Genomic DNA, 18,939 nt, shown 5'->3' with positions numbered 1-18,939 from the left:
CGGGCCTACCTGCCGGTGACACGGTAGGTCCCGTCGCCCGTCGCGGCGCGCTCGCCGAGGGCCTTCCAGGCGGTGCCGTCGAGACCGAGGGCGTCGAGCAGGTACGCGGAGACCGCGTCCGCGACGAGCGCCACGCGGGCCGGATCCTCGTCGGTGGTCTCGGCGACCTTCTCGCCGGCGACCCCGCCGAGGGTGTGTTCGCCGTCGGTGACGGTGAGCAGGCTCTTGGGCGCGGGGCTGAGGTGGTAGGCGTCGGTGAACCAGTCCGGCCCCCGGGTCGACATCGCCGACCTGTCGTTGTCGCCGGCGACGACCAGGGCCGGCGTGGTCATGGTGGAGTAGTCCGGCCGCATGAACGGCAGGTGCTCGACGGCGAACGGGGTGAGCGAGTCGCCGGTGCCGGTCGCGGCGAGGAGCGCCCCGGCCCGCACGGCGGGGTGGGAGAAGTCCTCGCCCGGCCGGCCGTCGGCGTCGAGGACGCGGGCGCCGAGCAGCGCGCCGACGGTCTGGCCGCCCCAGGAGTGCCCGACGGCGGCGATGCGGTCGTGGTCGACGCCCGCGCGCAGTCCCGCGGCTCGGGCCTGGGCCAGGATGTCGTCGAGGTGGTCGACGACGGCGTGCAGGTCGGCGATCCGGATTCGCCAGATGGTGCCGAACCTCGGGTCGTCGAAGCCGATGCCGTGGCGACGGGAGTCGAGGTGGGTCGGCTGGACGACGACGAATCCGGCGTCGGCCCACCTGTCGACGAGCGGCTGGTAGCCGTCCATCGACCAGGCGTTGCCGTGCGAGAAGACGATCACCGGAAGGCGCTCGTCGGTCACCGGGGCGGTGACCCTGACGGCCAGTCCGGGGTCGCGCCCGGTGGTGGGCACCGGGATGGGCCTGACCGAGACGATCCGGGGTGCGGGGTGGTGGTCGGTGTGCATGGGAACGCCTGCCTCTTCTGCCATACTTGAGCGGAACATCGTTCCGTCAACGTTAGCGGAACATTGTTCCGCCAACAAGGAGGGGTCGTGACCGAATCGCTCGGCGCGCGTCAGGCAGGCGTCCGGCGCAACCGCGAGGCGCTGCTCGCCGCCGCCGCGGCGGTGTTCGTGGAGCAGGGGGTCCAGGCACCCATCCGGGACATCGCCGGCCGCGCGGGCGTGGGCCTGGGCACTGTCTACCGCCACTTCCCGACCCGGGCCGAGCTGGTCACCGCCGTCTACCGCCACCAGATCGAGGAGTGCGTCGCGCTCGCCGCCGCGCTGCGCCGGGAACCCGTCGCCCCCGGCGAGGCGCTGGCCCGCTGGATCGACGCGTTCGTGGAGTTCCTGGTGACCAAGCACGGTCTCGGGGCCGCCCTGCAGTCCGAGGACCCGAGCCTGCACACCCTGCACACGCTGATGCTCGACGAACTCGTGCCCGCGTGCGCCTCGCTGATCGAGGCCGGCGTGGCGGCCGGGGAGATCGACCCCGAGGTCACCGCGCACACCCTCATGCGCGCGGTCGGCAACCTGTGCATCCTCGGCCCCGGCTACGAGCGCGCACACGCGCAGGACATGGTGGCCCGCCTGCTCGCCGGGTGCCGCCCCGACGGCCCACCGCGCCGCCGCGCGCACCCGGGCGCGCCGGCGACCCGGCGCACCCTGCCGGGGTGATCCGTCAGCCGTCCAGCAGTGCCAGGGCCGCGCGCTTGGCGTGCCCGCCGGCGCCGACCCGGTCGTAGTTCGCGGCGACCAGGGTCGCACCCTCCACCAGCAGGAGCAGTTGCCGCCCGAGCGCGTCGGGGTCGGCCGCGCCGGCCCGGCGGGCGATCGCGGTCAGCAGGTCGAGGCGGCGGTCGAGGTGCCGCGCGGCGATCGCTCGGACGCCGTCGACGTGGTGCTGCGCGGCGGCGTTCTGGATCGCGCAGCCGCGGAAGTCCGCCTCCCCGTACCACAGGTGCAGCGCGTCGAAGACGGCGGCGAGTTGGTCGCGCGGATCGTCCCCGGCGGCGACCACGGCCTCGGCGATCCAGGTGGTGACCCGCTCGCTGCGCGCCGACAGCACGGCCTCGACGAGGCCCTCCTTGCTGCCGAAGTAGCGGTAGAGGGTCTCCTTGGAGACGCCGAGGCGGGAGCACAGTTCGGCGATGCCGATGCCGTCCAGCCCGCGCTCGTAGAGCAACGGGGCGGCCGCGCGGACGATGCCGGCGCGGGTGCGTTCCGGGTCGATCGTCGAGCCCTTCGGGACTGGCATGACACGGATGGTACCGACCGGTTCGTTCTCCTGCTAGCATCTCGGAGTTCGTACCGATCGGTTCGATCAGGGGAGGGGTATGTCGCCGACCGCACCCACCGGCGTGGGGCAGGCCGTCCGGTTGGCCCTGGGCACCGCCGCCGCGCTCGGCATGGCGCGCTTCGCGTACGGGCTCCTGCTGCCGGCGATGCGCGACGACCTGCGCTGGACCCTGGCCGACGCGGGCACGGCGAGTGCCGCCAACGGCCTCGGCTATCTGCTCGGCGCGTTGCTCGCCGCCAGGGTGATCCGCCGGTTCGGCGCCGCCACCGCGTTCCGGGCGGGCATGGCGCTGACCGCCGGATCCCTGGCCGCGACCGCCGCCGTCGGCGGCCACCCGCTGCTCGCCTGTCGAGCCCTGTCCGGGGCCGCCGGAGCGGTGGTGTTCATCGCCGGCGGGGTGATCGCGACCCACGCCGCCACGCGCGCCGCCTCGGCCGTGCCCGTCACGGTGTACTTCGCCGGCACCGGGCTGGGCATCATGGCCAGTGGCGTGGCGGTCCCGCTGCTCGGCGCGCACTGGCGGCCGGCCTGGCTCGTGCTGGGCGTTGGCGCCGCGCTGGCGACCGTGGCGAGTTGGACCGCGGCCGGCGCCGACGCCGTCCGGCGGGGACCGGCGGGCCGGGCCAGACTCCGGCCCCTGCTCGCACCCGCGCTGGCCTACCTGCTGTTCGCCACCGGCTACATCGCCTACATCACCTTCCTGTCCGCCTACCTGACCGACCGGCACGCCTCCGTCGCGCAGGTGGTGCTCACCTGGACGGTGCTCGGCGCGGGCGTCACCGCGGCGCCCGTCCTGTGGAGCCGCCCGGTCGCCGACTGGCCCGGCACCCGCGCCCTGGCCACCCTGCTCGCCGTGCTGGGCGGGGGCGCGGCCCTCGTCCTGATGTCGTCCGCGCCGCCTGTCGTCCTGCTCTCCGCGCTTGTCTACGGGGCCACCTTCATGGGCGTGCCGGCCGCCGTCACCGCCTTGGTCGGGGCGCACACCTCGACCGTCGACCGGGCCGCCACCCTCGCCGCCCTCACCACCGTGTTCGCCGTCGGGCAGACCGCCGGCCCGTGGCTCGCCGGTCTGGTCGCCGACCGCACCTCCACCGCGGCCCCGCTGGCGTGGACCGCGCTCCTCTGCGCCGCCGCCGCCGTGGTCGCCCTGGTCGGGCGACCCGCCGCGCCGGACCCCCATCCATCACCGATTCAGGGAGTACGACCATGAGCACCTTCGTCCTCGTCCCCGGCATGTGCCACGGCGGGTGGTGCTTCGCGCACCTCACCCGGCGGTTGCGCGGCCTCGGGCACACCGTCCACCCGCTGACGTTGACCGGCGTGGGCGAACGCCGTCACCTGCTGCACGGCACGGTGAACCTCGACACGCACATCCATGACGTCCTCGCCGTCCTCGACGGCGAGGACCTGCGGGACACGGTGCTGGTCGGGCACAGCTACGGCGGAATGGTGATCACCGGCGCCGCCGACCGGGCGCCGGACCGGGTCGATTCCCTGGTCTACCTGGACGCCGTGGTGCCGGGCGACGGCGACTCCTGCTGGTCCCTGGTGTCCGACCAGGAACGGGCCTGGTACGCGGACGTGGACGAGACCGGGTGCGCCTCCCGGCCCCTGCCCTTCTTCGACGCCCGCGCGACGCCGCATCCGATCGCCTCCGTGCTCCAGCCGCTCCGGCTCACCGGCGACCTCGACCACGTACGCCGACGGGACTACGTGTACGCGGCGGGCTGGGCCGACCAGTCCCCGTTCACGCCCGTCCACCGGAGGTTGAGCGCGGACCCCGGCTGGACCACGCACGCACTCGCAAGTGGCCACAACCTGATGCGGGACGCACCGGACGAGCTGGCGACGATCCTGGTCGACGTCGCCGCCCGCTGAGACACCCGCCTGATCGTCCCCGGCCGTTCGCCGTCACAGCCAGTCGTGTTCGCGGGCGTACCGGGCCGCTTCGTGGCGGGTCCGGGTCTGCGTCTTGCGCATCGCGTTCGAGAGGTAGTTGCGGACGGTTCCCGGCGCGAGGTGCAGCCGGGCGGCGATGTCGGTGACCGAGTAGCCCTCGCCGGTGACCCGCAGGACGTCGGCCTCGCGTTCGGTGAGCGGGGAGTCGTCGGTGACGGCGAGCGCGGACACGTCGGGGTCGATCCAGCGTTTCCCGGCGTGCAGGGTGGCGATGACGGAGGTGATGTGGGCCGGCTCGGCGGACTTGCTGATGAAGCCCTGGACGCCGAGCCGCAGCGCCTTGCGCAGCACGCCGGGGCGGGCGTGCCGGGTCAGCATGAGGATCACCTGCTCGGGTCGGGTCCGGCGGATCTCGGCGACCGCGCCGAGACCGTCCACGCCGGGCATCTCCAGGTCGATGACCAGGACGTCGGGCCGGTGCCGCAGGGTGGCCTCGACGGCGGTCGAACCGTCCTGCGCCTCGGCGAGCACGGTGATGTCGCCCTCCATGGGGAGCAGCGCGGCGAGGGCCGTCCGGAGCAACACCTCGTCGTCGGCGAGCACGACTGTCGTCATCGACCGTCCTCCCTCGGGGCCGTCGGGTCCACCGTGCCACGGGCCGGCGGGAACGTCGCAGCCGTCCGGAAGCGCCCCTCGTGCTGCTCCGCGATCAGCTCACCGCCGTCGCCGGCCAGCCGCTGCCGCAGCGCGGACAGTCCCCTCAGCACCGGTGGCGGGTCGGCGGTCGCGCCGTCGTTGACGACGGTGATGCCCGTCGCGGCCAGCGTGATCTGCACCTGGGTGGCCTGCGCGTGCCGCAGGATGTTCGTGGTGGTCTCGCGCAGCACCTGCCCGAGCAGTTCGCTGACGCGGGCGTCGACGTCGGCCTCGCGGGTCACCCGCACCCGGATGCCGGCGGCCTCGAACAGGTTCTTCGCGTTCTCGATCTCGGCGGTGAGGTTGAGCCGCCGTTGGGCGTACGCGAGTTCCTTGGTCTGCGTGATGGTGTCGCTGACCAGCGCGTACGTCTCGCGCAGCTCCTTCTCGGCCCGCTCGGTGTCGCGGCGCAGCAGCCGCTGGGCCAGGGCGATCTTCAACTTGACCACGTGCAGGGTGTGGCCCTGGATGTCGTGCAGGTCGCCGGCGAACCGCACGCGCTCCCGGACGACGGCAAGCTCCGCCTCGCGTTCCCGGGTCTGTTCGAGTTCCCGGATGAGGTCGTAGAAGCGCTCGCCGACGACAGTGAAGACGGTCACGAGGACGGTGAGGGCGGTCGGCACCAGGACGTAGACGAGCAGGACGTGACCGACGTCGTCCCGCTGCACCAGCAGCCGCGCCGCGCCGACGACGGCGACGTAGCAGAACAGCCCGGCCATCGCCGCCCAGCGGCGCCGCCGGACCTCCCGCATGGCGAGGGACCCCACGGCACAGACCCCCCAGTAGGCGTTGGGGCTGCCGGTCACCAGCACCCCCAGCGGCCACACCGCGGCCCCGACGAGCAGGCACGGCAGCGCCACCCGGGCCAGGTCGTTGGCCGTCCACCGTTCGAAGGCCACCACGGCCGCGACGGCCCCCGGCGCCAGGACGACGACGTGCCACCAGGTACGCGCGTCGGTGTAGATCAGCACCGCGGCGGCGAACACCACAGGCGGTAGTGACGTGACGAGGTTGAGCCGGCGCAGCCTGCCCCGCGTCGACTCGGTGAAGCGCGGCGCTCTCGCGGTCACCACACCAGTATCCGGGAGCCACGGCCCACGACCAGTGACACCGCGTCACATGCGGCGGTGACACGGTGCCACTGACGGCCCGGTGGCGGTCGCGCTGTGATGGGTGCATGTCCACCTCACCCGTCATCGAAGTCGACCGGCTGAACCTCACGTACGGTGACTTCCACGCCGTCAAGGACCTCTCCTTCGAGGTACGGCCCGGAGAGCTGTACGCGCTGCTGGGCACCAACGGGGCCGGCAAGACGTCGACCCTGGAGGTCGTCGAGGGGCACCGGCGGCCGACCTCCGGGACCGTGCGCGTCCTCGGGCACAGCCCGCAGGACCGACGCGCGGTCCGTCCCCGGATGGGCGTCATGCTCCAGGAGAGCGGATTCTCCCCGGACCTCACGGTGCGGGAGTCCGTCCGGCTCGTCGGCCGGCTCACCCTGCGCGACGACGACGTCGACCGGGTGCTCGACCTGGTCGACCTCACCGGCCGGTCGGGCCGCCGGGTGTCGCAGCTCTCCGGCGGCGAGAAGCGTCGGCTGGACTTCGCCACCGCCGCCTACGGCACCCCCGAGTTGATGTTCCTGGACGAGCCGACGACGGGCCTGGACATCCAGTCCCGCGACGCCGTCTGGGCGACCGTCGACCGGCTGCGCGAGAACGGCGCCACCATCGTGCTCACCACCCACTACCTGGAGGAGGCGCAGCAGCGCGCCGACCGCATCGGACTGATGCACCAGGGCACCCTCCAGCGCGAGGGAACCGTGGCCGAGCTGACCCGCACCCTGCCGGCCGTCATCCGGTTCTCCCTTCCGGCCGGCGCGCCGGCGCTGCCGCTGCCGGCGGCGGCCGACGCCGACGGGACGGTCGTCGTCGAGACCTTCGGACTGCAGGAGGACCTGCACGTCCTGCTCCGCTGGGCGCAGGACCACGCCGTCGAGCTGCAGGGCCTGGAGGCCGGGCCGACCCGCCTCGACGACGTCTTCCGCGCCATCAGCAACTGACCCGCGACCCCGACAGGAGTTCAACCGTGTGGTCCATCGCCGCAGGCGAACTGATCCAGATCTTCCGCAACCGACTCGTCCTGATCACCAGCCTCATCGTCCCGGTGGTCGTCAGCGTGTTCTTCGTGCGCCAGCACGAGACCTACGCCGCCCTCGGCAGCCTCGGCTACGTCGCCGCTATCGTGCTGTTCACGATCACCGCGTTCGGGCTCTACGCCACCGCCGTCACCACGCTGGCGTCCCGGCGGCAGAACCTCTTCCTCAAGAGACTGCGTTCCACCGCCGAGGGGGACGCCGGCATCCTCGCCGGCCTGCTGCTGCCCGTCCTCGTCCTCGCGGTGGTGCAGGTGACCGCGATCCTGACCGCCCTTGCCGTGGTCGCCGGCGGACCGGCGAACGTCGCTCTGCTGGTCGTGGCGCTCCTCGCGACGGTGGCCATGATGATCGGCCTGGCGCTGGCCACGGCCGGGCTGACGAACTCCCCGGAACACGCGCAGGTCACCACGCTGCCCGTCACCCTCGGTGTGATCGCCGTGGCCAGTTGGGTCGGCATCGCCGGCACCGAGAACCTCGCCTGGCTCAAGCGGCTGCTGCCCGGCGGCGCGGCCACCGAACTGACCGTGAACGCCTGGAACGGCGGGGTCGCCGTGACCGACTCCCTGCTCCTGCTCGCGCCCACGCTCGGCTGGGTCGCCGTCGCCCTGGCCCTCGCCACCCGTCTCTTCCGCTGGGAGCCCCGCCGATGACCACCGAACCCCGGCTGGACGCCCCGACCCTGGTGGAAGACCTGCTCCTGCTCCTGTTCCAACCCGCCTCCGGGACCATCGCGGGCGAGAACACCCTCTTCTACGTCCTCGGTGGGGCGGTCCTCGCGGACCTGGCCCTCGGCGAGCACCTGACGACGACGGACCGTGGTCGGGTCAGCGGCGTGGCGGGCCACCCACCGCCGGACGACCTCCTCCGCCCGGCGTGGACCTACCTCGCCGAGAAACCGAGGGGAGTGCAGACCGCGCTCGCGGCGATCGGTCCCGCCCTGCGCGAGCCGGTGCTGGCGCGGCTCGTCGCCCGAGGCGACATCGACGAGGAGCCGCTTAAGGTGCTCGGCCTGTTCCGGACGACGGCGCTGCGGGAGGGCAGGACCGAACGGCGGGCCCGCCTGCTCGCCGACGTCCGGCGGGTCCTCGTGGACGGTGCGGAGCCGCACGCCCGGGTCGCCGCGCTAGCGGCACTGCTCTCGGCCAGCGGGACACTTCCGCAGTTCGACCGCGAGATCCCGTGGACGTCGGCGACGGTGACGCGCGCGAAGGAACTCGAGCGCGGCGACTGGGGCGCCGACGCCGCGGCCGCGGCGGTGTCCCGCACCGTCACGGCCTCGGTCGTCAACAGCGTCGTCGTGGCCGTCACCGTGCTTCCGCGAGCCTAGGGGTGGACCGCCGCGCTCCGACCGCGCCCACCCGGCGTCGGGCGTCTCCTGGGTCAGGTCGACCGGCCGCACCTAGCGACGGCTCGCGCCTGCTTGCTCGGCGACCAGACATCCTGATGGCCGTCGGCCAGGAAATCTAGGTTGAAGAGACTAGACATCTTCTGTGGTGTGGCATACTCTTCTTCGAGTCGAGAGGAAAGATCCGTCAAGACGCAGACGGGCCGTCCGGCCGTGACGACACGACGGGCGGCGAGGAGAGGACACGCTTCACCGTTCCTCCCGAGAGGTGGCAAGAGCACGTCAGTCCCGGCGGGACACGCGCCGGGCGCAGGTGGGGCCAAGGCTCTTTCGGGGCTCCAGCTGATGTTCGCCGCACGTGTCGGGGCCGCGAAGTCGCGTGGGCTCCGACACCGGCAGGCCGTACGACCGTAGGAAAAGAAGTAGCAGAGGAAAGGGAGGGCCGTACACCGTTGGATCGCCCGCCGTCGGCCGTCATGTCAGGCCAGGCGGACACCGCAGTTTCCATCGAACGAAAGGTGGTCTCCGGTCACGCATATGCGATCCTCGCACCCGAAGCCGTCACTGACGGATGGTGTGGATACGACAAGTCGACATTCGTGTCGGTAATGGTGTTCTGACCCGTAACCCTAGGCCCCGGCGCGTAAGCGCCGGGGCCCTCGATGTGGAGGTTCTATGGGGCAACACCCCGACGACATGTTCGGCGACGAGAACTACCCGGCCTACACCATCGGCCAAGCCGCTGAGATGGTCGGCAGCACGCAGGACTTCCTGCGCCGCCTGGACGAGGCGAAACTGATCAACCCGCACCGCTCCGGCGGCGGGCACCGCCGCTACTCCCGCTACCAGCTGCGCCTGGCCGCCCGGGCCCGCGACATGGTCGACCAGGGCACCGCCCTGGAGGCCGCCTGCCGGATCATCATCCTGGAAGACCAACTCGAGGAAGCCCTCCGGCAGAACGAGAAGCAGCAGCGGGGGGCGCAGCGACAGGACTGACCAACCCCACCTTCGTACGAGGCCGTCGGCGGGCGGCCCCACCGGAGGAACCTCGCGCGTTCCCGCCTCGGGCCTGGCGATCCCGCTCGTCGCACCTCTTCACGTCCCGGCCGGCGGCCGGGCTGCTCGGCGTGACCGACGGTCCGAGGCGTCGCCGGTCGCGCGAGGGAGATGCGGTGCCAGTCGCCAGGCGCGCCGGGTATCGGATCATGTGCTACGGTGGCCGAGTTGCAGTTTTGATTTCCGTAGACGTTTTTCAGCGCCTGATGGGTCATCAACCCACCCAGGCGCTTTTCGTTTTACGTGTCGTTTCGACGCGGGTGATCAACGCGGCGGCGTAAGGGTCCGCGCAGTGCGGCCTCGAACAGCCTGCGAAGGAGCAGACATGAGCACAGGCACCGTGAAGTGGTTCAACGCCGACAAGGGCTTCGGCTTCATCAGCCCGGACGACGGCGGCGCCGACGTCTTCGCCCACTTCTCCGCGATCTCGGCGAGCGGCTTCCGCAGCCTCGACGAGAACCAGAAGGTGGAGTTCGACATCACCCAGGGCCAGAAGGGCCCGCAGGCGGAGAACATCCGCCCGCTCTGATCCCCATTCTCTGAACGGCGGCCCGACTGGTTCAGCGGGCCGCCGTTCGGCGTCGCGGTCAGATGGAGCAAACCATGGTCTGACTCGACGCCTTCCTCCTGATGACTGTCGGACAGCCGGGACCCAGGGTGCACGGCGCCACATCCTGAAGGGTTGATGACTATGACGACCTACTCCGGTCCTGCGCGGCTGATCCTGGTCGACGGCGCGTGCATCTCCGGCATGGCCTCCCTCAGCACCAACCAGCGCGGAGGACTCAACGCCTGGGGCGGCACGTTCCGTCCGGACGAGATCACGACAGATCTGCGCAACGCGGACGAGGGGCTGCAGTTGGAGCTTCCCTACGATCGGGTAGGGACAGTCGCCGTCACCGGAATCCGCAAGCTGCTCGCCACGCAGGTTTTGATGTCGCTGGCCGGCAGCGGACCCGCACCATTCTGACCGTACTCCGCACGGCCGCCGCCACATCGCTGCACCTGCGCACGAGCGACCCGGACAGCCGGGAACTGCGGCTCATCACCACACTCAGCCACTTCGGCACCGCCACCGACGTCACCTCGCCGAACTGCGGCTGGAGGCATTCCTGCCGGCCGACGAGACCACCAGCGCCGCGCTGGCCGAACTCGTCACCTACTGAGCACCATCCGCTCATGCCGCCGTGCGCCGCGACGCCTGGGCTGGGAGAACCGCCGTCCGGGCCACGTGGGTGAGCGTGCGCCGCTCCCTGCCACCCCCGGTGGGCGCCCAGGTCGCTAGACTAGGCGCTCGCGCCCCCGTAGCTCAGGGGATAGAGCATCGGTTTCCTAACCGGACGGTCCCGCGGTGTTCGCAGGCTGATGACCTGCGGCTTCCCTGTCGTCCCCGGTCACGTAGCGGTCGCTTCGCGGGCTCGCTGCGATCGCTTGCCGAAGATCAGCTTGGACGTTGTGCCAGCAGTAGTTCCGGAGCGAGTCGTACCTCGTCGATGACCGGTCAACTCAACCAGCGCACGTTCGATCTGCGAGGAGGCGCTCTTTCGATCTGCGGCTACATCCGTGTTCGATACGCGGGCCTGCGGCGTTCGACCCACGGCATCCAGCAGGTTGGTAAACTCCTGCCAGCCGTTGCCCCGCTCCGGTCACGCGCAGGTCGGCGATCAGCAGGTCGAGCAGCCGCTCCTCCATCACCGCGCGGCCGGTCCGCCGCATCGACTCGCCCAGCGACTCGTCCCACGGTGTCCGGGTGGGCGTACCGATCAGTGCCGTGCCGGTGCCCGCCCTCGGCAGGTAGTCAGCCGCGGTCATCCGCCACGGCACCGCGCCCCGATACCGCTGGAGAGCCGCCGCAGTCAGTCGTACGCCGGTCCAGTCGAAGTCGTTGCGCCACCGGATCGCCGCTCCGTGAGCGGCGCCGAGCAGTGTGTGGACGGCGACCGACGGCACTCCTTCGGTGCAGATCAGCGGTGGGGCGGTGGGCCGCCGGTGCGGCGGCAGTGGCAGCAGGTAGCCGTCGAGGTCATCGCCGGCCAGCGCGGCCGTCGCGGTCCCGGGGTCGGGGTGCAGCCAGGCGTCCAGCAGCCCGGCGGCGTGCAGCGCCGCCTCGACGGCCGCCGCGTCCGGGACGGTCACCCCGTCAGCGAAGCGGACCAGCCGCCACAGCGGCGCGCCGGGCCGGCCGGCGCGCGGCGCGGGCCGGGTCGCCGGGGCGGGTGGGGCGTCGTCGTGCTCGGCGGCGATCCGGTCCCGTTCGGCGGCCACCTCGGCCCGCCGGTCGGCCAGCGCCGCCCGCTGCGCCGCCAGCGCCGCGAGCCGGTCCCGCCGCTGGGTCACCCTGATGGCTGTGGCCTCGGCGTACGCCTCGCGCAGGGTCCGCGCGCCCGGCTCGCCGGTGGTGTCCACGACGGCGGCCAGCACAACCGCCAGGTCGGGGCGCGCGATGTCGGCCAGCAGCCCGGCGTTGCCCTGCGTCCACTGCTCGAGCTGGGCGCGCAACCGGGCGCGGGCCTGCGCGACGGGCGTCCTCGGCGCGCCGCTCGGCCTGCTCGGCGTCGTCGGCGGCGGCCGTGGCGTCGGCCGCGTCGGCGGTCCTCGCCTGCTGGCAGACACCGGCGGCGATCCGGCACGCCGGCGTCGACCGGATCACCGCACTGCTGCGCCGCGGGCACGTCAAGAACGCCGTTCAGGTAGCCGAGGCGATGGTCGCCGCCGCCCGCCAGCAGACCGTGAACCTGCCCGGCCAACGTGCCGCCGCCGTGGTCGTCGGGCAGACGGCCACCGAGATCCTTGCCCTTGAGCAGCGCATCGCCGCCGTGGACGACTCATCGCCGAGCAGCTCGACCAGCACCCCCTCGCGCCGATCATCGGGAGCCTGCCAGGCATGGGTCCCCTGCTGACCGCCGAACTGCTCGTCCACACCGCCGGCATGACCGAGTACGACAGCCCCGCGAAACTCGCCGCCCACGCTGGCCTGGCACCCGTTTCCCGCGACTCCGGAACAATTTCCGGCAATCATCGGCCGCCCCGCCGCTATCACCGGAGACTGCGGCACATTCTGTGGATGGCCGTCTTCACCGCCGCCCGGGAATGCCTCACGTCGCGTGCCTACAACGAAAAGAAACGCGCCGAAGGCAAGAACCACCGCCAAGCCATACTCGCCCTCGCGCGACGACGGGTCGACGTTCTCCGGGCACTCATCCGCGACCGCAAAACCTTCATCCGACCGGCACCAGCGACCCGCGCGGCTGCCTTAACCAGACTGCTCCATGTCGGCGAGACCGTGATCCCGCCGACCACTCCACCGTGCCCGCCAAGATCAAACGGAGTCACATGGAGACTCCTGCCATTGCGTGCGGGTCGCTTCGCGGCCTTGCTGTGATCGCTTGCTGAAGATCAGCTGGAACGTTATGGGTCCTGCGTGTGCAGGTTCATCGCTGTCACGAGTTCGGAGCCGAGTGATCCTCGGCATCGGCGAACTTCTTGGTTCATGTCTCGGTAGGACCTGCCGCTCGGTCTCGACGGTCAGGCCGTCGTCTCAGTAGGCATGCACGACGGCGGCGACCGCGGCCCGACGACTACCTGGCCGAGCTGTTCTCGCTCGACGAGATCCTCGCTCGGCTGCTCGCGCCGCACTGCCGCTCGGTCGGACCTGTACCGGCGGAGGTCCGCGCCGATGACCTGCTGCTCGACCCGGCCGAGCAGCGGGTGTTCCGCAACAGCCGGGAGATCGAGCTGTCGGCGCGGGAGTCCGACGTCCTCGCGTCGACGCTGGCGGGGTCGCCCCCCGCGGAGGAGCGCCGGGGTGGGCGTGCGTCATCGGGACGACCACCAGGTCGAGGTAGCCGTGACCCGGAACCCCCGGGACTCGTACAGCGGCCTGCCCAGCCGGGACGCGGTCAGGGTGACCGGCAGGCCGGTGATCGGCGCCAGGGAGCCGAGCATGATCGCGCGCCCCACGCCCCGGGAGCGGAACGCCGGCGCCGTTCCCACCCAGTAGTGGCTGCCCAACCCGCCTTCCACCGTGGTGACGCACGCCCCGGCGACCTCGCCGTCCAGTCTGGCGAGGAACACGTCGACACCTGGCTGGTGGATCAGGGTCGCGGGAAACATCTCACCGGCCCGGTAGGGCTCGAACCTGGACAGGGTGAAGGCCGCGATCACGGCCTGTTCGGCCGCGCGCAGGTCCTCCTCGGTCCGCAGCCGGATCACCTGTATCGCTGGCTCGGCGACTGCACCGGGCGCACGCAGCATGATCGGCATCTGCCGGCCGTTCATGTCTAGGCAGCTCAGGTCCGTGGCGTTGAACGGATCCTCCGCGTCGATCGGGCCGGACGCCCGGCCGGCCAGGTCGATCAGCTCCGCGAGTTCCTCGCGGCCAAGGTCGGGCTCCTGGACCAGGATGCGCAGGCCAGCGCGCTCATCTCCGGCGACGGCGAGTAAGCCGCGGCGCCGGATCACGGTGTGACCGCGGGCGTGGCCGACGGCCGTCCAAAAGGCGGCGGAGTTGCGGGCCTGGCGCAGAGAGGTGTCGGAGGCGCTCGCGGACCGGTCGCGGGTGTTCAGGTCGATCGTCATGGCGGCAGGTGTTCCTTCTCTTCGGTAGGGCCGGTGCGGCGACATCGCGCGGTGGTGCGGGCCGTCGGTCACGGACGTGGGCGGGCGTCGCTGGCCCGCCGGTCGGGTGCTGCGGCGAGTAGCGTCGCTGCTCTGCTGGTGAGGGCGTCTAGCGTCCACCGCTGGGGGTACGGACCGTAGGAGACCCGTGCGACACCGAGTGTTTCCAACTCGGCGGGCGTGGGCATGGCGGGCACTCCCAGCAGGCTGAGACGGCCCGGGCCGAAGGCGGCGACGAGTTTCCGGATGTCGCGCGGGTCGCTGCAGCCGGGCACGAAGACGCAGTCGGCGCCGGCCGCGAGGTAGGCGGTGCCGCGTTCGACGGCGGCGGCGAGGGCGGTCTCGGGCGGGCCGGTGAGGTAGGCGTCCGTGCGGGCGTTGAGCACGAAGGGCAGGCCCTCGTCGCGGCCCGCGGCCACCGCTGCGCGTACCGCCCGCACGGCCTGGTCGACCGGCCTCATGGCGTCCTCGAGGTTGCCGCCGACGGCGCCGGCGCGGATCGCGGCGCGAACCGTCGCCGCCACGTCGCCGTAGCCGCCCTCCAGGTCGGCGGTCACCGGAAGGTCCACGGCGGCGGCGATGCGGGCGATGGCCGCGAGCGCGAGTTCGAACGGGATGTGTTCGCCGTCCTCGTAGCCGTGGGCCGCCGCGATGGAGTGGCTCGCCGTCGCGATCGCGTGGCACCCCGGCACGGCTGCCACGGCACGGGCCGAGGCAGCGTCCCACGCGTTGACCAGCACCAGGATCCTCGACTCGTCGTGCAGCGTACGCAGCCGCCGGGCCTTCTCCTGAAGGGTCGGTGTCGAGGTGGTCATGTGGCTCCCGGGTCGAGTGTCTGGAAGGGCCGGCGGTGCGCGGCCCAGGTGACGGCGAGGGTCGTGGCGAGCCCGGTGGCCAGGAAGACGAGCCCGAGAACGAGCCACCCCGGCCCGGACCAGACCATCACCAGGGTGGTCAGGGCGGCCGGCCCGACGGCACGGGCCAGCGGGACGCCGCTGGAATACACGCCCTGCCACTGCCCGGGGCGGGTGGGATCGGCCAACGCGAATCCGACGCACCACGACCCGGCGGCCAGTCGCAGCTCGCCGGCCACCTGCACGGCCACGGCGGCGAGGAGGAGACCCGCGGCGACGGCAGGGTCGGTGGTGGCGGTCGCCGTCCAGAAGAGCACGCAGGCTGCGCAGAGCGCGAGGCCGGCGAGGCGGATCGCCCGGGTCGCCTCGGCCAGGGTGGTCACCCGTCGGGCCGCCCGGCGCTGCCAGCCGAGGACGCCGAGGGTGTTGACGACGAAGACCGCCGCCACGATCGAGCGCGGCGCCGTCGTGCGGCTGGTCAGGTAGAGGGGCAGTAGCACGCCCAGCATCGGCATGTACAGGTACAGCACCGCGTTGAGCGCTGCGACCACGACGTAGCGGGTGTCCCGCGGGGCGTCCCATCCGTGGCCCGTCCGTACGGGGGCCCGTGCGGCGGGCGGCAGCCGGGTGAGCATGATCGCGCTCACGGCGAAGAGCGCCGCGTCACCGACCAGGGCGGCGCGGTAGACGGTGGGCGTACCGGCGAGGAGCGCCAGCCCTCCGGCGGTGGCGCCGAGCCCGATGCCGGCGTTGACGGCGGTCTGGATACCTGCTCGCACCGTGACCAGTTCGGTGGACGGCACCAGGGAGACCAGCAGGGCCTGCCGGGTCGCGCCGGCCCCGCTCTGGGCGATCGCGTACGCGACGCAGGCGGACGAGACCAACCAGGGTGTCGGTGCCGACGCCAATGTCAGCAGGGCGGCCGCGGTGGCCGTGGACAGCAGGATGGTCACCCGCCGCAGTCCTATCCGGTCGCCCAAGCCGCCGACGGGATGGGTGAGGAGGAAGCCGGCCCCCCACGCGACGGTCAGCAGGCCGCCGACCTGCGCCGGCCTCAGGTGGCCGACCTGCACCAGGTAGACGACGAAGGTCACGTAGAAGCAGCCGTCGCCCACGGCGGTGACGAGCTGCGCCCGGAGGAGGGTGGTGGCCGGCCGCCGGTGAGGGACCGCGGTGAGCGCGGCCGGGCTAGGCGAAGCTGAGGCCATCGGAGCGGGCCCGCTTGAGTTCGGAGAAGACCCGGCAGCCGGCGAGCAGGCGGGCGCCGTCGAAGACCCGCAGGGCCTCCTCGCCGCGGGGGATGGAGGTCAGCACGGGGCCGAAGAAGGCCACGCCGTCGATCACGACGGTCGGGATACCGAGGTCCTCGCCGACGAGTTGCCGGGCCTTGGCGGTGCCGGCGCGCATCTGCGGGTCGAGGTTGCTGCGGCGGGCGGCGTCGGCGAGGTCGGCGGGCAGGCCGGCCTCGGCCAGGGCCGCCGGGACGACGGTGGCGAAGTCCTTGTCGCCCTCGTCGTGGATGCGGCGGCCGAGCGCCGGGTAGAGGCGGGCGAGGGCCGCCGGGCTGTGGTGCACCGCGGCTGCCACGCACACCCGCGCCGGCCCCCACGCGCGGTCGTTGAAGGCGCGGTACCAGGGCTCCAGCTCGCGGTCTTCGTTGAGGACCGAGAGGCTCATCACCTCGAACCGCAGGTCGATCGGACGCAGCCGTCCCACCTCGATGAGCCAGCGGGAGGTGATCCAGGCGAACGGGCAGGACGGGTCCACGTAGGCCGTGACCACCGGGACCGACGTACGATCGAAGTTATCTTCCATGGAAGAGAAGTTACCTTCTATAGAAGATAAGATGCAAGCGTGAATGAGGACCGCATCGCCGGCATCGTCGCCCAGTGGCGTCGTGAACGTCCCGACCTCGACCCCGACCCGTTGCTGATCATCGGGCGGATCCAGTGGCTGGCCGAGGTGCTCGACGCGGCCCTGCGGCCGCCGTTCGCCGAGGCGGATCTGGGAAACGGCGAGTTCGACGTGCTGGCGGCACTGCGCCGGGAAGGCACGCCGTACACGCTCACGGCCGGGCAGTTGAGCCAACGGATGCTGGTCACCACCGGGGCGGTGACCAAGCGAGTCGACCGGCTCATCGCCCGGGGCCTCGTGTCGCGTTCGGTCTCCGACAGCGACGCTCGGGGCAGAGTGGTGGGGCTGACCCCGGCCGGTGTGGCGTTGACCGACCGCCTCATCGAGCAGCATCTGGCCAACGAGGCGGCCATCCTCCGCGAGCTGCCCGACGCCGACCGCAGGGAGCTCGAGCGCCTGCTGGCGACGTTGACCCGGATCGTTCGTTCCTGAGTTCCCGACGGCCGGCCCGCCGGCCCGGCGAAGAAGTCCCACCCTCGATGCGACGCGTCCGGCTCTCCTCAGGGGGACATCGACAGCGCGTACTTCGGCCCGTGGAGCACGGTGGTGGACAACACCACGTTGACCCAGCGTCGGCGTCTTGAGCTGAGCCGGCGAACATAGCTTGCGGAGGGTTTGCCGCCGAGCCGCGCTACTGCCGGCCGGCGGATCCTGGGCGGGGGAGCGGGCATCATGATCTTTGATGATGTGCGCGGTGTGTGCTCTCCAGCGGATGCCAACCCGGGTGAACCGGTGCCAACGCGGGTCACCGTGGCCGACCGCCGGTCGCAAACCGGGGTTCGTGTGCTCCGGGTGTGGTCCTGGGCTGGGAGAACGGCGGTCCGGTGAAGGTGGGTGAACGTGGGCCACTCCCTGCCACCCGAGGTGAACCCCCAGGTCGCTAGACTGGGCCCTCGCGCCCTCGTAGCTCAGGGGATAGAGCATCGGTTTCCTAAACCGTGTGTCGCAGGTTCGAATCCTGCCGGGGGCACCTCGATACGCAGCCGAAACATCATCTGAGCTGGCTATACACACGTCGCTCAATTAGAACAGGTGTGCAGCCGTAGGCCACCGGAAGCCGCCGTTTGTCGCAGGTCGCGGAACAGACGCGGAATGACCTTGAAGCCATCTTCCCAGGTCAGCCGACATGACCGGGCCAAGATCCGGAACGGCGACCATCATACGGGCCACGCCACGCCGGTCAGAGCCTCGGCGATCCGGTCGTTGACGGTGGCCTCCGCGCCGTCGATGCACTTGGCGTAGACCTTGAGCAGCACGTCAACGGAGTGCCCGGCTCGGTCGGCTACCTCGGTCGCCGGAACACCAGCGTTGAGCCACATCGACACGGCGGCGTGCCGCAGGTCGTACGGACGGCCGGCGAGCGGAGAGTCAACCTGACGCGGCGTCAACGCCAGTCGACGCGCCTCATCCCAGACGCGCGAGTACGTCGAGGCCGCGACCACGTTGCCCCGCTCGCTCTGGAACAGCCGGCCGTCCTTGCTGACCCCGAACCGCTCGATGTGCGCGCGCAGGATCGCTACGAGCGCGGGCGGGATCGGCACGCTACGCGGCTCATCCTCGGCGCGGTGCTTCAACCCTCGATCGTCGTGAACCTCGCCGCTATCGGTCCACCGCTTACCCGCCTGGGGTCGACTCTTGGCCAGCGTCAGCCGACCCCATCCCTTCTCGGGGAGGTCGCAGTCCTGCTCACGCAGCGCCAACGCCTCTGCCGGACGGAGCGCGGCGAAGTACAGGCAGGCGAAAAACGCCACCAAGCGCTCACCACGCTTGGCCTTCCGCCCCCGCTGACCCACGTAGGTGACAGCGATCAGCAGTTCCAGCGCCTGGCGCTGGTTGACGACCACGCGGCGATCGACGACCTCGGCAATCTTCTTCCGCTGTGACCGCACCCGAAGCTTGTCGATCGGGTTGAACTCCAACTCTTCCAGCTCGACGGCGTACTGAAGCGCGTTGTAGAACACCGACCGCTTTCGACGCGCGGTGGTCGCGGCGGCCGGCTTGCCGTCGAGCTTCACCACCAGGACGTCGAGCGCACTCCGAACGGTCGGGTCTGCTGCACCGATAGGTGACATCTGAGATGGCTTGCCCCGCGGGCAGGCTGGAAGGATGTCGCTGTGCCCAAGCCCTACCCCCGAGAGTTC

General features: G+C 71.7%; 22 protein-coding genes and 1 tRNA gene. 13 read left to right on the top strand and 10 right to left on the bottom strand.

The genetic code is table 11. The annotated features are described in order from the left end of the window. Positions 1–5: 5 nt before the first annotated feature. Entirely contained in the window at positions 6–926 is a 921-nt protein-coding gene (locus ACIA5A_RS17230; protein WP_396762729.1) for an alpha/beta hydrolase family protein, read from the bottom strand. An 87-nt stretch (positions 927–1,013) separates the two neighbouring features. Here ACIA5A_RS17230 and ACIA5A_RS17225 point away from each other — a divergent pair, with 87 nt between their 5' ends. After that, positions 1,014–1,640, top strand: a complete 627-nt coding sequence (locus ACIA5A_RS17225) for a TetR/AcrR family transcriptional regulator (RefSeq protein ID WP_396762726.1) — start codon at positions 1,014–1,016, stop codon at positions 1,638–1,640. 4 nt (positions 1,641–1,644) lie between these two features. On the opposite strand, the gene ACIA5A_RS17220 is transcribed toward ACIA5A_RS17225, so the two are convergent. Beyond that, the gene (locus tag ACIA5A_RS17220; RefSeq protein ID WP_396762723.1) at positions 1,645–2,220 is read right to left on the bottom strand and encodes a TetR/AcrR family transcriptional regulator; all 576 of its coding nucleotides are present in this window, start codon (positions 2,218–2,220) and stop codon (positions 1,645–1,647) included. A gap of 79 nt (positions 2,221–2,299) precedes the next feature. On the opposite strand from ACIA5A_RS17220, the gene ACIA5A_RS17215 reads away from it, so the two are divergent. After that, positions 2,300–3,472, top strand: coding sequence for a YbfB/YjiJ family MFS transporter (locus ACIA5A_RS17215; protein WP_396762720.1), 1,173 nt, complete (start codon positions 2,300–2,302; stop codon positions 3,470–3,472). Further along, the gene (locus ACIA5A_RS17210) at positions 3,469–4,140 is read left to right on the top strand and encodes an alpha/beta fold hydrolase (RefSeq protein ID WP_396762717.1); all 672 of its coding nucleotides are present in this window, start codon (positions 3,469–3,471) and stop codon (positions 4,138–4,140) included. Before ACIA5A_RS17215 ends, ACIA5A_RS17210 begins: the two co-directional genes overlap by 4 nt. A 33-nt stretch (positions 4,141–4,173) precedes the next feature. Here the strand turns inward: ACIA5A_RS17210 and ACIA5A_RS17205 are convergent, their stop codons facing one another. Both ACIA5A_RS17205 and ACIA5A_RS17200 read right to left on the bottom strand, forming a co-directional pair. Next, positions 4,174–4,776 (bottom strand): response regulator, encoded by a 603-nt coding sequence (locus tag ACIA5A_RS17205; protein WP_396762714.1) that lies wholly within the window; start codon positions 4,774–4,776, stop codon positions 4,174–4,176. Then, positions 4,773–5,927: a sensor histidine kinase gene (locus ACIA5A_RS17200; protein WP_396762711.1), complete on the bottom strand. Its 1,155-nt coding sequence runs from the start codon at positions 5,925–5,927 to the stop codon at positions 4,773–4,775. The genes ACIA5A_RS17205 and ACIA5A_RS17200 overlap by 4 nt, the downstream gene beginning before the upstream one ends. 107 nt (positions 5,928–6,034) lie before the next feature. On the opposite strand from ACIA5A_RS17200, the gene ACIA5A_RS17195 reads away from it, so the two are divergent. From ACIA5A_RS17195 to ACIA5A_RS17170, 6 genes are all read left to right on the top strand, one after another. Next, positions 6,035–6,916 (top strand): ABC transporter ATP-binding protein, encoded by an 882-nt coding sequence (locus ACIA5A_RS17195; protein ID WP_396762708.1) that lies wholly within the window; start codon positions 6,035–6,037, stop codon positions 6,914–6,916. Between the two features lie 26 nt (positions 6,917–6,942). Continuing rightward, positions 6,943–7,662 carry an ABC transporter permease gene (locus tag ACIA5A_RS17190; protein WP_396762705.1) on the top strand — a complete coding sequence of 240 codons (720 nt, stop codon included), beginning with the start codon at positions 6,943–6,945 and terminating at the stop codon, positions 7,660–7,662. Then, a complete protein-coding gene (locus ACIA5A_RS17185) occupies positions 7,659–8,339 on the top strand; it encodes a GPP34 family phosphoprotein (RefSeq protein WP_396762702.1) in 681 nt (226 codons plus the stop codon). The genes ACIA5A_RS17190 and ACIA5A_RS17185 overlap by 4 nt, the downstream gene beginning before the upstream one ends. Before the next feature lie 693 nt (positions 8,340–9,032). Then, a complete protein-coding gene (locus ACIA5A_RS17180; protein ID WP_396762700.1) occupies positions 9,033–9,353 on the top strand; it encodes a helix-turn-helix domain-containing protein in 321 nt (106 codons plus the stop codon). A gap of 385 nt (positions 9,354–9,738) precedes the next feature. Further along, on the top strand, positions 9,739–9,942 hold the full coding sequence (locus tag ACIA5A_RS17175) for a cold-shock protein (protein WP_396762697.1): 204 nt from the start codon (positions 9,739–9,741) through the stop codon (positions 9,940–9,942). Between the two features lie 162 nt (positions 9,943–10,104). Further along, the gene (locus ACIA5A_RS17170) at positions 10,105–10,383 is read left to right on the top strand and encodes a hypothetical protein (protein ID WP_396762694.1); all 279 of its coding nucleotides are present in this window, start codon (positions 10,105–10,107) and stop codon (positions 10,381–10,383) included. A gap of 536 nt (positions 10,384–10,919) precedes the next feature. Here ACIA5A_RS17170 and ACIA5A_RS17165 read toward each other — a convergent pair. After that, positions 10,920–11,912, bottom strand: coding sequence for a DUF2399 domain-containing protein (locus ACIA5A_RS17165; protein WP_396762691.1), 993 nt, complete (start codon positions 11,910–11,912; stop codon positions 10,920–10,922). A 71-nt stretch (positions 11,913–11,983) separates the two neighbouring features. Between ACIA5A_RS17165 and ACIA5A_RS17160 the strand changes: the two genes are divergently transcribed. Together ACIA5A_RS17160 and ACIA5A_RS17155 are read left to right on the top strand one after the other, a co-directional pair. Then, a complete protein-coding gene (locus ACIA5A_RS17160) occupies positions 11,984–12,313 on the top strand; it encodes a hypothetical protein (RefSeq protein ID WP_396762688.1) in 330 nt (109 codons plus the stop codon). Continuing rightward, positions 12,298–12,795, top strand: coding sequence for a transposase (locus tag ACIA5A_RS17155; RefSeq protein WP_396762685.1), 498 nt, complete (start codon positions 12,298–12,300; stop codon positions 12,793–12,795). The genes ACIA5A_RS17160 and ACIA5A_RS17155 overlap by 16 nt, the downstream gene beginning before the upstream one ends. Before the next feature lie 434 nt (positions 12,796–13,229). Here the strand turns inward: ACIA5A_RS17155 and ACIA5A_RS17150 are convergent, their stop codons facing one another. The 4 genes from ACIA5A_RS17150 to ACIA5A_RS17135 form a co-directional block, all read right to left on the bottom strand. Beyond that, complete coding sequence (locus tag ACIA5A_RS17150; protein WP_396762682.1) at positions 13,230–13,991, bottom strand: GNAT family N-acetyltransferase; 762 nt, start codon at positions 13,989–13,991, stop codon at positions 13,230–13,232. A 68-nt stretch (positions 13,992–14,059) separates the two neighbouring features. Beyond that, a complete protein-coding gene (locus tag ACIA5A_RS17145) occupies positions 14,060–14,845 on the bottom strand; it encodes an isocitrate lyase/phosphoenolpyruvate mutase family protein (protein ID WP_396762679.1) in 786 nt (261 codons plus the stop codon). Next, positions 14,842–16,092 (bottom strand): MFS transporter, encoded by a 1,251-nt coding sequence (locus ACIA5A_RS17140; protein ID WP_396762676.1) that lies wholly within the window; start codon positions 16,090–16,092, stop codon positions 14,842–14,844. The genes ACIA5A_RS17145 and ACIA5A_RS17140 overlap by 4 nt, the downstream gene beginning before the upstream one ends. Further along, positions 16,073–16,666 (bottom strand): disulfide bond formation protein DsbA, encoded by a 594-nt coding sequence (locus ACIA5A_RS17135; protein ID WP_396762674.1) that lies wholly within the window; start codon positions 16,664–16,666, stop codon positions 16,073–16,075. The genes ACIA5A_RS17140 and ACIA5A_RS17135 overlap by 20 nt, the downstream gene beginning before the upstream one ends. A gap of 72 nt (positions 16,667–16,738) precedes the next feature. Between ACIA5A_RS17135 and ACIA5A_RS17130 the strand changes: the two genes are divergently transcribed. Both ACIA5A_RS17130 and ACIA5A_RS17125 read left to right on the top strand, forming a co-directional pair. Beyond that, positions 16,739–17,230, top strand: a complete 492-nt coding sequence (locus ACIA5A_RS17130; RefSeq protein WP_091061390.1) for a MarR family winged helix-turn-helix transcriptional regulator — start codon at positions 16,739–16,741, stop codon at positions 17,228–17,230. 465 nt (positions 17,231–17,695) lie between these two features. Continuing rightward, a tRNA-Arg gene (locus ACIA5A_RS17125) sits at positions 17,696–17,768 on the top strand. Positions 17,769–17,955: 187 nt separating this feature from the next. On the opposite strand, the gene ACIA5A_RS17120 is transcribed toward ACIA5A_RS17125, so the two are convergent. Next, on the bottom strand, positions 17,956–18,939 hold a 984-nt coding region (locus tag ACIA5A_RS17120), incomplete at its 5' end, for a tyrosine-type recombinase/integrase (RefSeq protein ID WP_396762671.1).

It is taken from the genome of Micromonospora sp. NPDC051300, assembly GCF_044455315.1.
Classification (GTDB): domain Bacteria; phylum Actinomycetota; class Actinomycetes; order Mycobacteriales; family Micromonosporaceae; genus Micromonospora; species Micromonospora robiginosa.
This window is presented reverse-complemented; position numbering and strand designations above follow the sequence as displayed.

What these genes read in the sequence shown, in the direction of transcription:
- ACIA5A_RS17175 (WP_396762697.1), top strand. Translation starts at nt 9,739, where the DNA reads ATGAGCACAGGCACCGTGAAGTGGTTCAACGCCGACAAGGGCTTCGGC.
- ACIA5A_RS17170 (WP_396762694.1), top strand. Translation starts at nt 10,105, where the DNA reads ATGACGACCTACTCCGGTCCTGCGCGGCTGATCCTGGTCGACGGCGCG.
- ACIA5A_RS17145 (WP_396762679.1), bottom strand. Translation starts at nt 14,845, where the DNA reads ATGACCACCTCGACACCGACCCTTCAGGAGAAGGCCCGGCGGCTGCGT.
- ACIA5A_RS17150 (WP_396762682.1), bottom strand. Translation starts at nt 13,991, where the DNA reads ATGACGATCGACCTGAACACCCGCGACCGGTCCGCGAGCGCCTCCGAC.
- ACIA5A_RS17205 (WP_396762714.1), bottom strand. Translation starts at nt 4,776, where the DNA reads ATGACGACAGTCGTGCTCGCCGACGACGAGGTGTTGCTCCGGACGGCC.
- ACIA5A_RS17185 (WP_396762702.1), top strand. Translation starts at nt 7,659, where the DNA reads ATGACCACCGAACCCCGGCTGGACGCCCCGACCCTGGTGGAAGACCTG.
- ACIA5A_RS17180 (WP_396762700.1), top strand. Translation starts at nt 9,033, where the DNA reads ATGGGGCAACACCCCGACGACATGTTCGGCGACGAGAACTACCCGGCC.
- ACIA5A_RS17210 (WP_396762717.1), top strand. Translation starts at nt 3,469, where the DNA reads ATGAGCACCTTCGTCCTCGTCCCCGGCATGTGCCACGGCGGGTGGTGC.
- ACIA5A_RS17140 (WP_396762676.1), bottom strand. Translation starts at nt 16,092, where the DNA reads ATGGCCTCAGCTTCGCCTAGCCCGGCCGCGCTCACCGCGGTCCCTCAC.
- ACIA5A_RS17230 (WP_396762729.1), bottom strand. Translation starts at nt 926, where the DNA reads ATGCACACCGACCACCACCCCGCACCCCGGATCGTCTCGGTCAGGCCC.
- ACIA5A_RS17220 (WP_396762723.1), bottom strand. Translation starts at nt 2,220, where the DNA reads ATGCCAGTCCCGAAGGGCTCGACGATCGACCCGGAACGCACCCGCGCC.
- ACIA5A_RS17215 (WP_396762720.1), top strand. Translation starts at nt 2,300, where the DNA reads ATGTCGCCGACCGCACCCACCGGCGTGGGGCAGGCCGTCCGGTTGGCC.
- ACIA5A_RS17155 (WP_396762685.1), top strand. Translation starts at nt 12,298, where the DNA reads ATGGGTCCCCTGCTGACCGCCGAACTGCTCGTCCACACCGCCGGCATG.
- ACIA5A_RS17195 (WP_396762708.1), top strand. Translation starts at nt 6,035, where the DNA reads ATGTCCACCTCACCCGTCATCGAAGTCGACCGGCTGAACCTCACGTAC.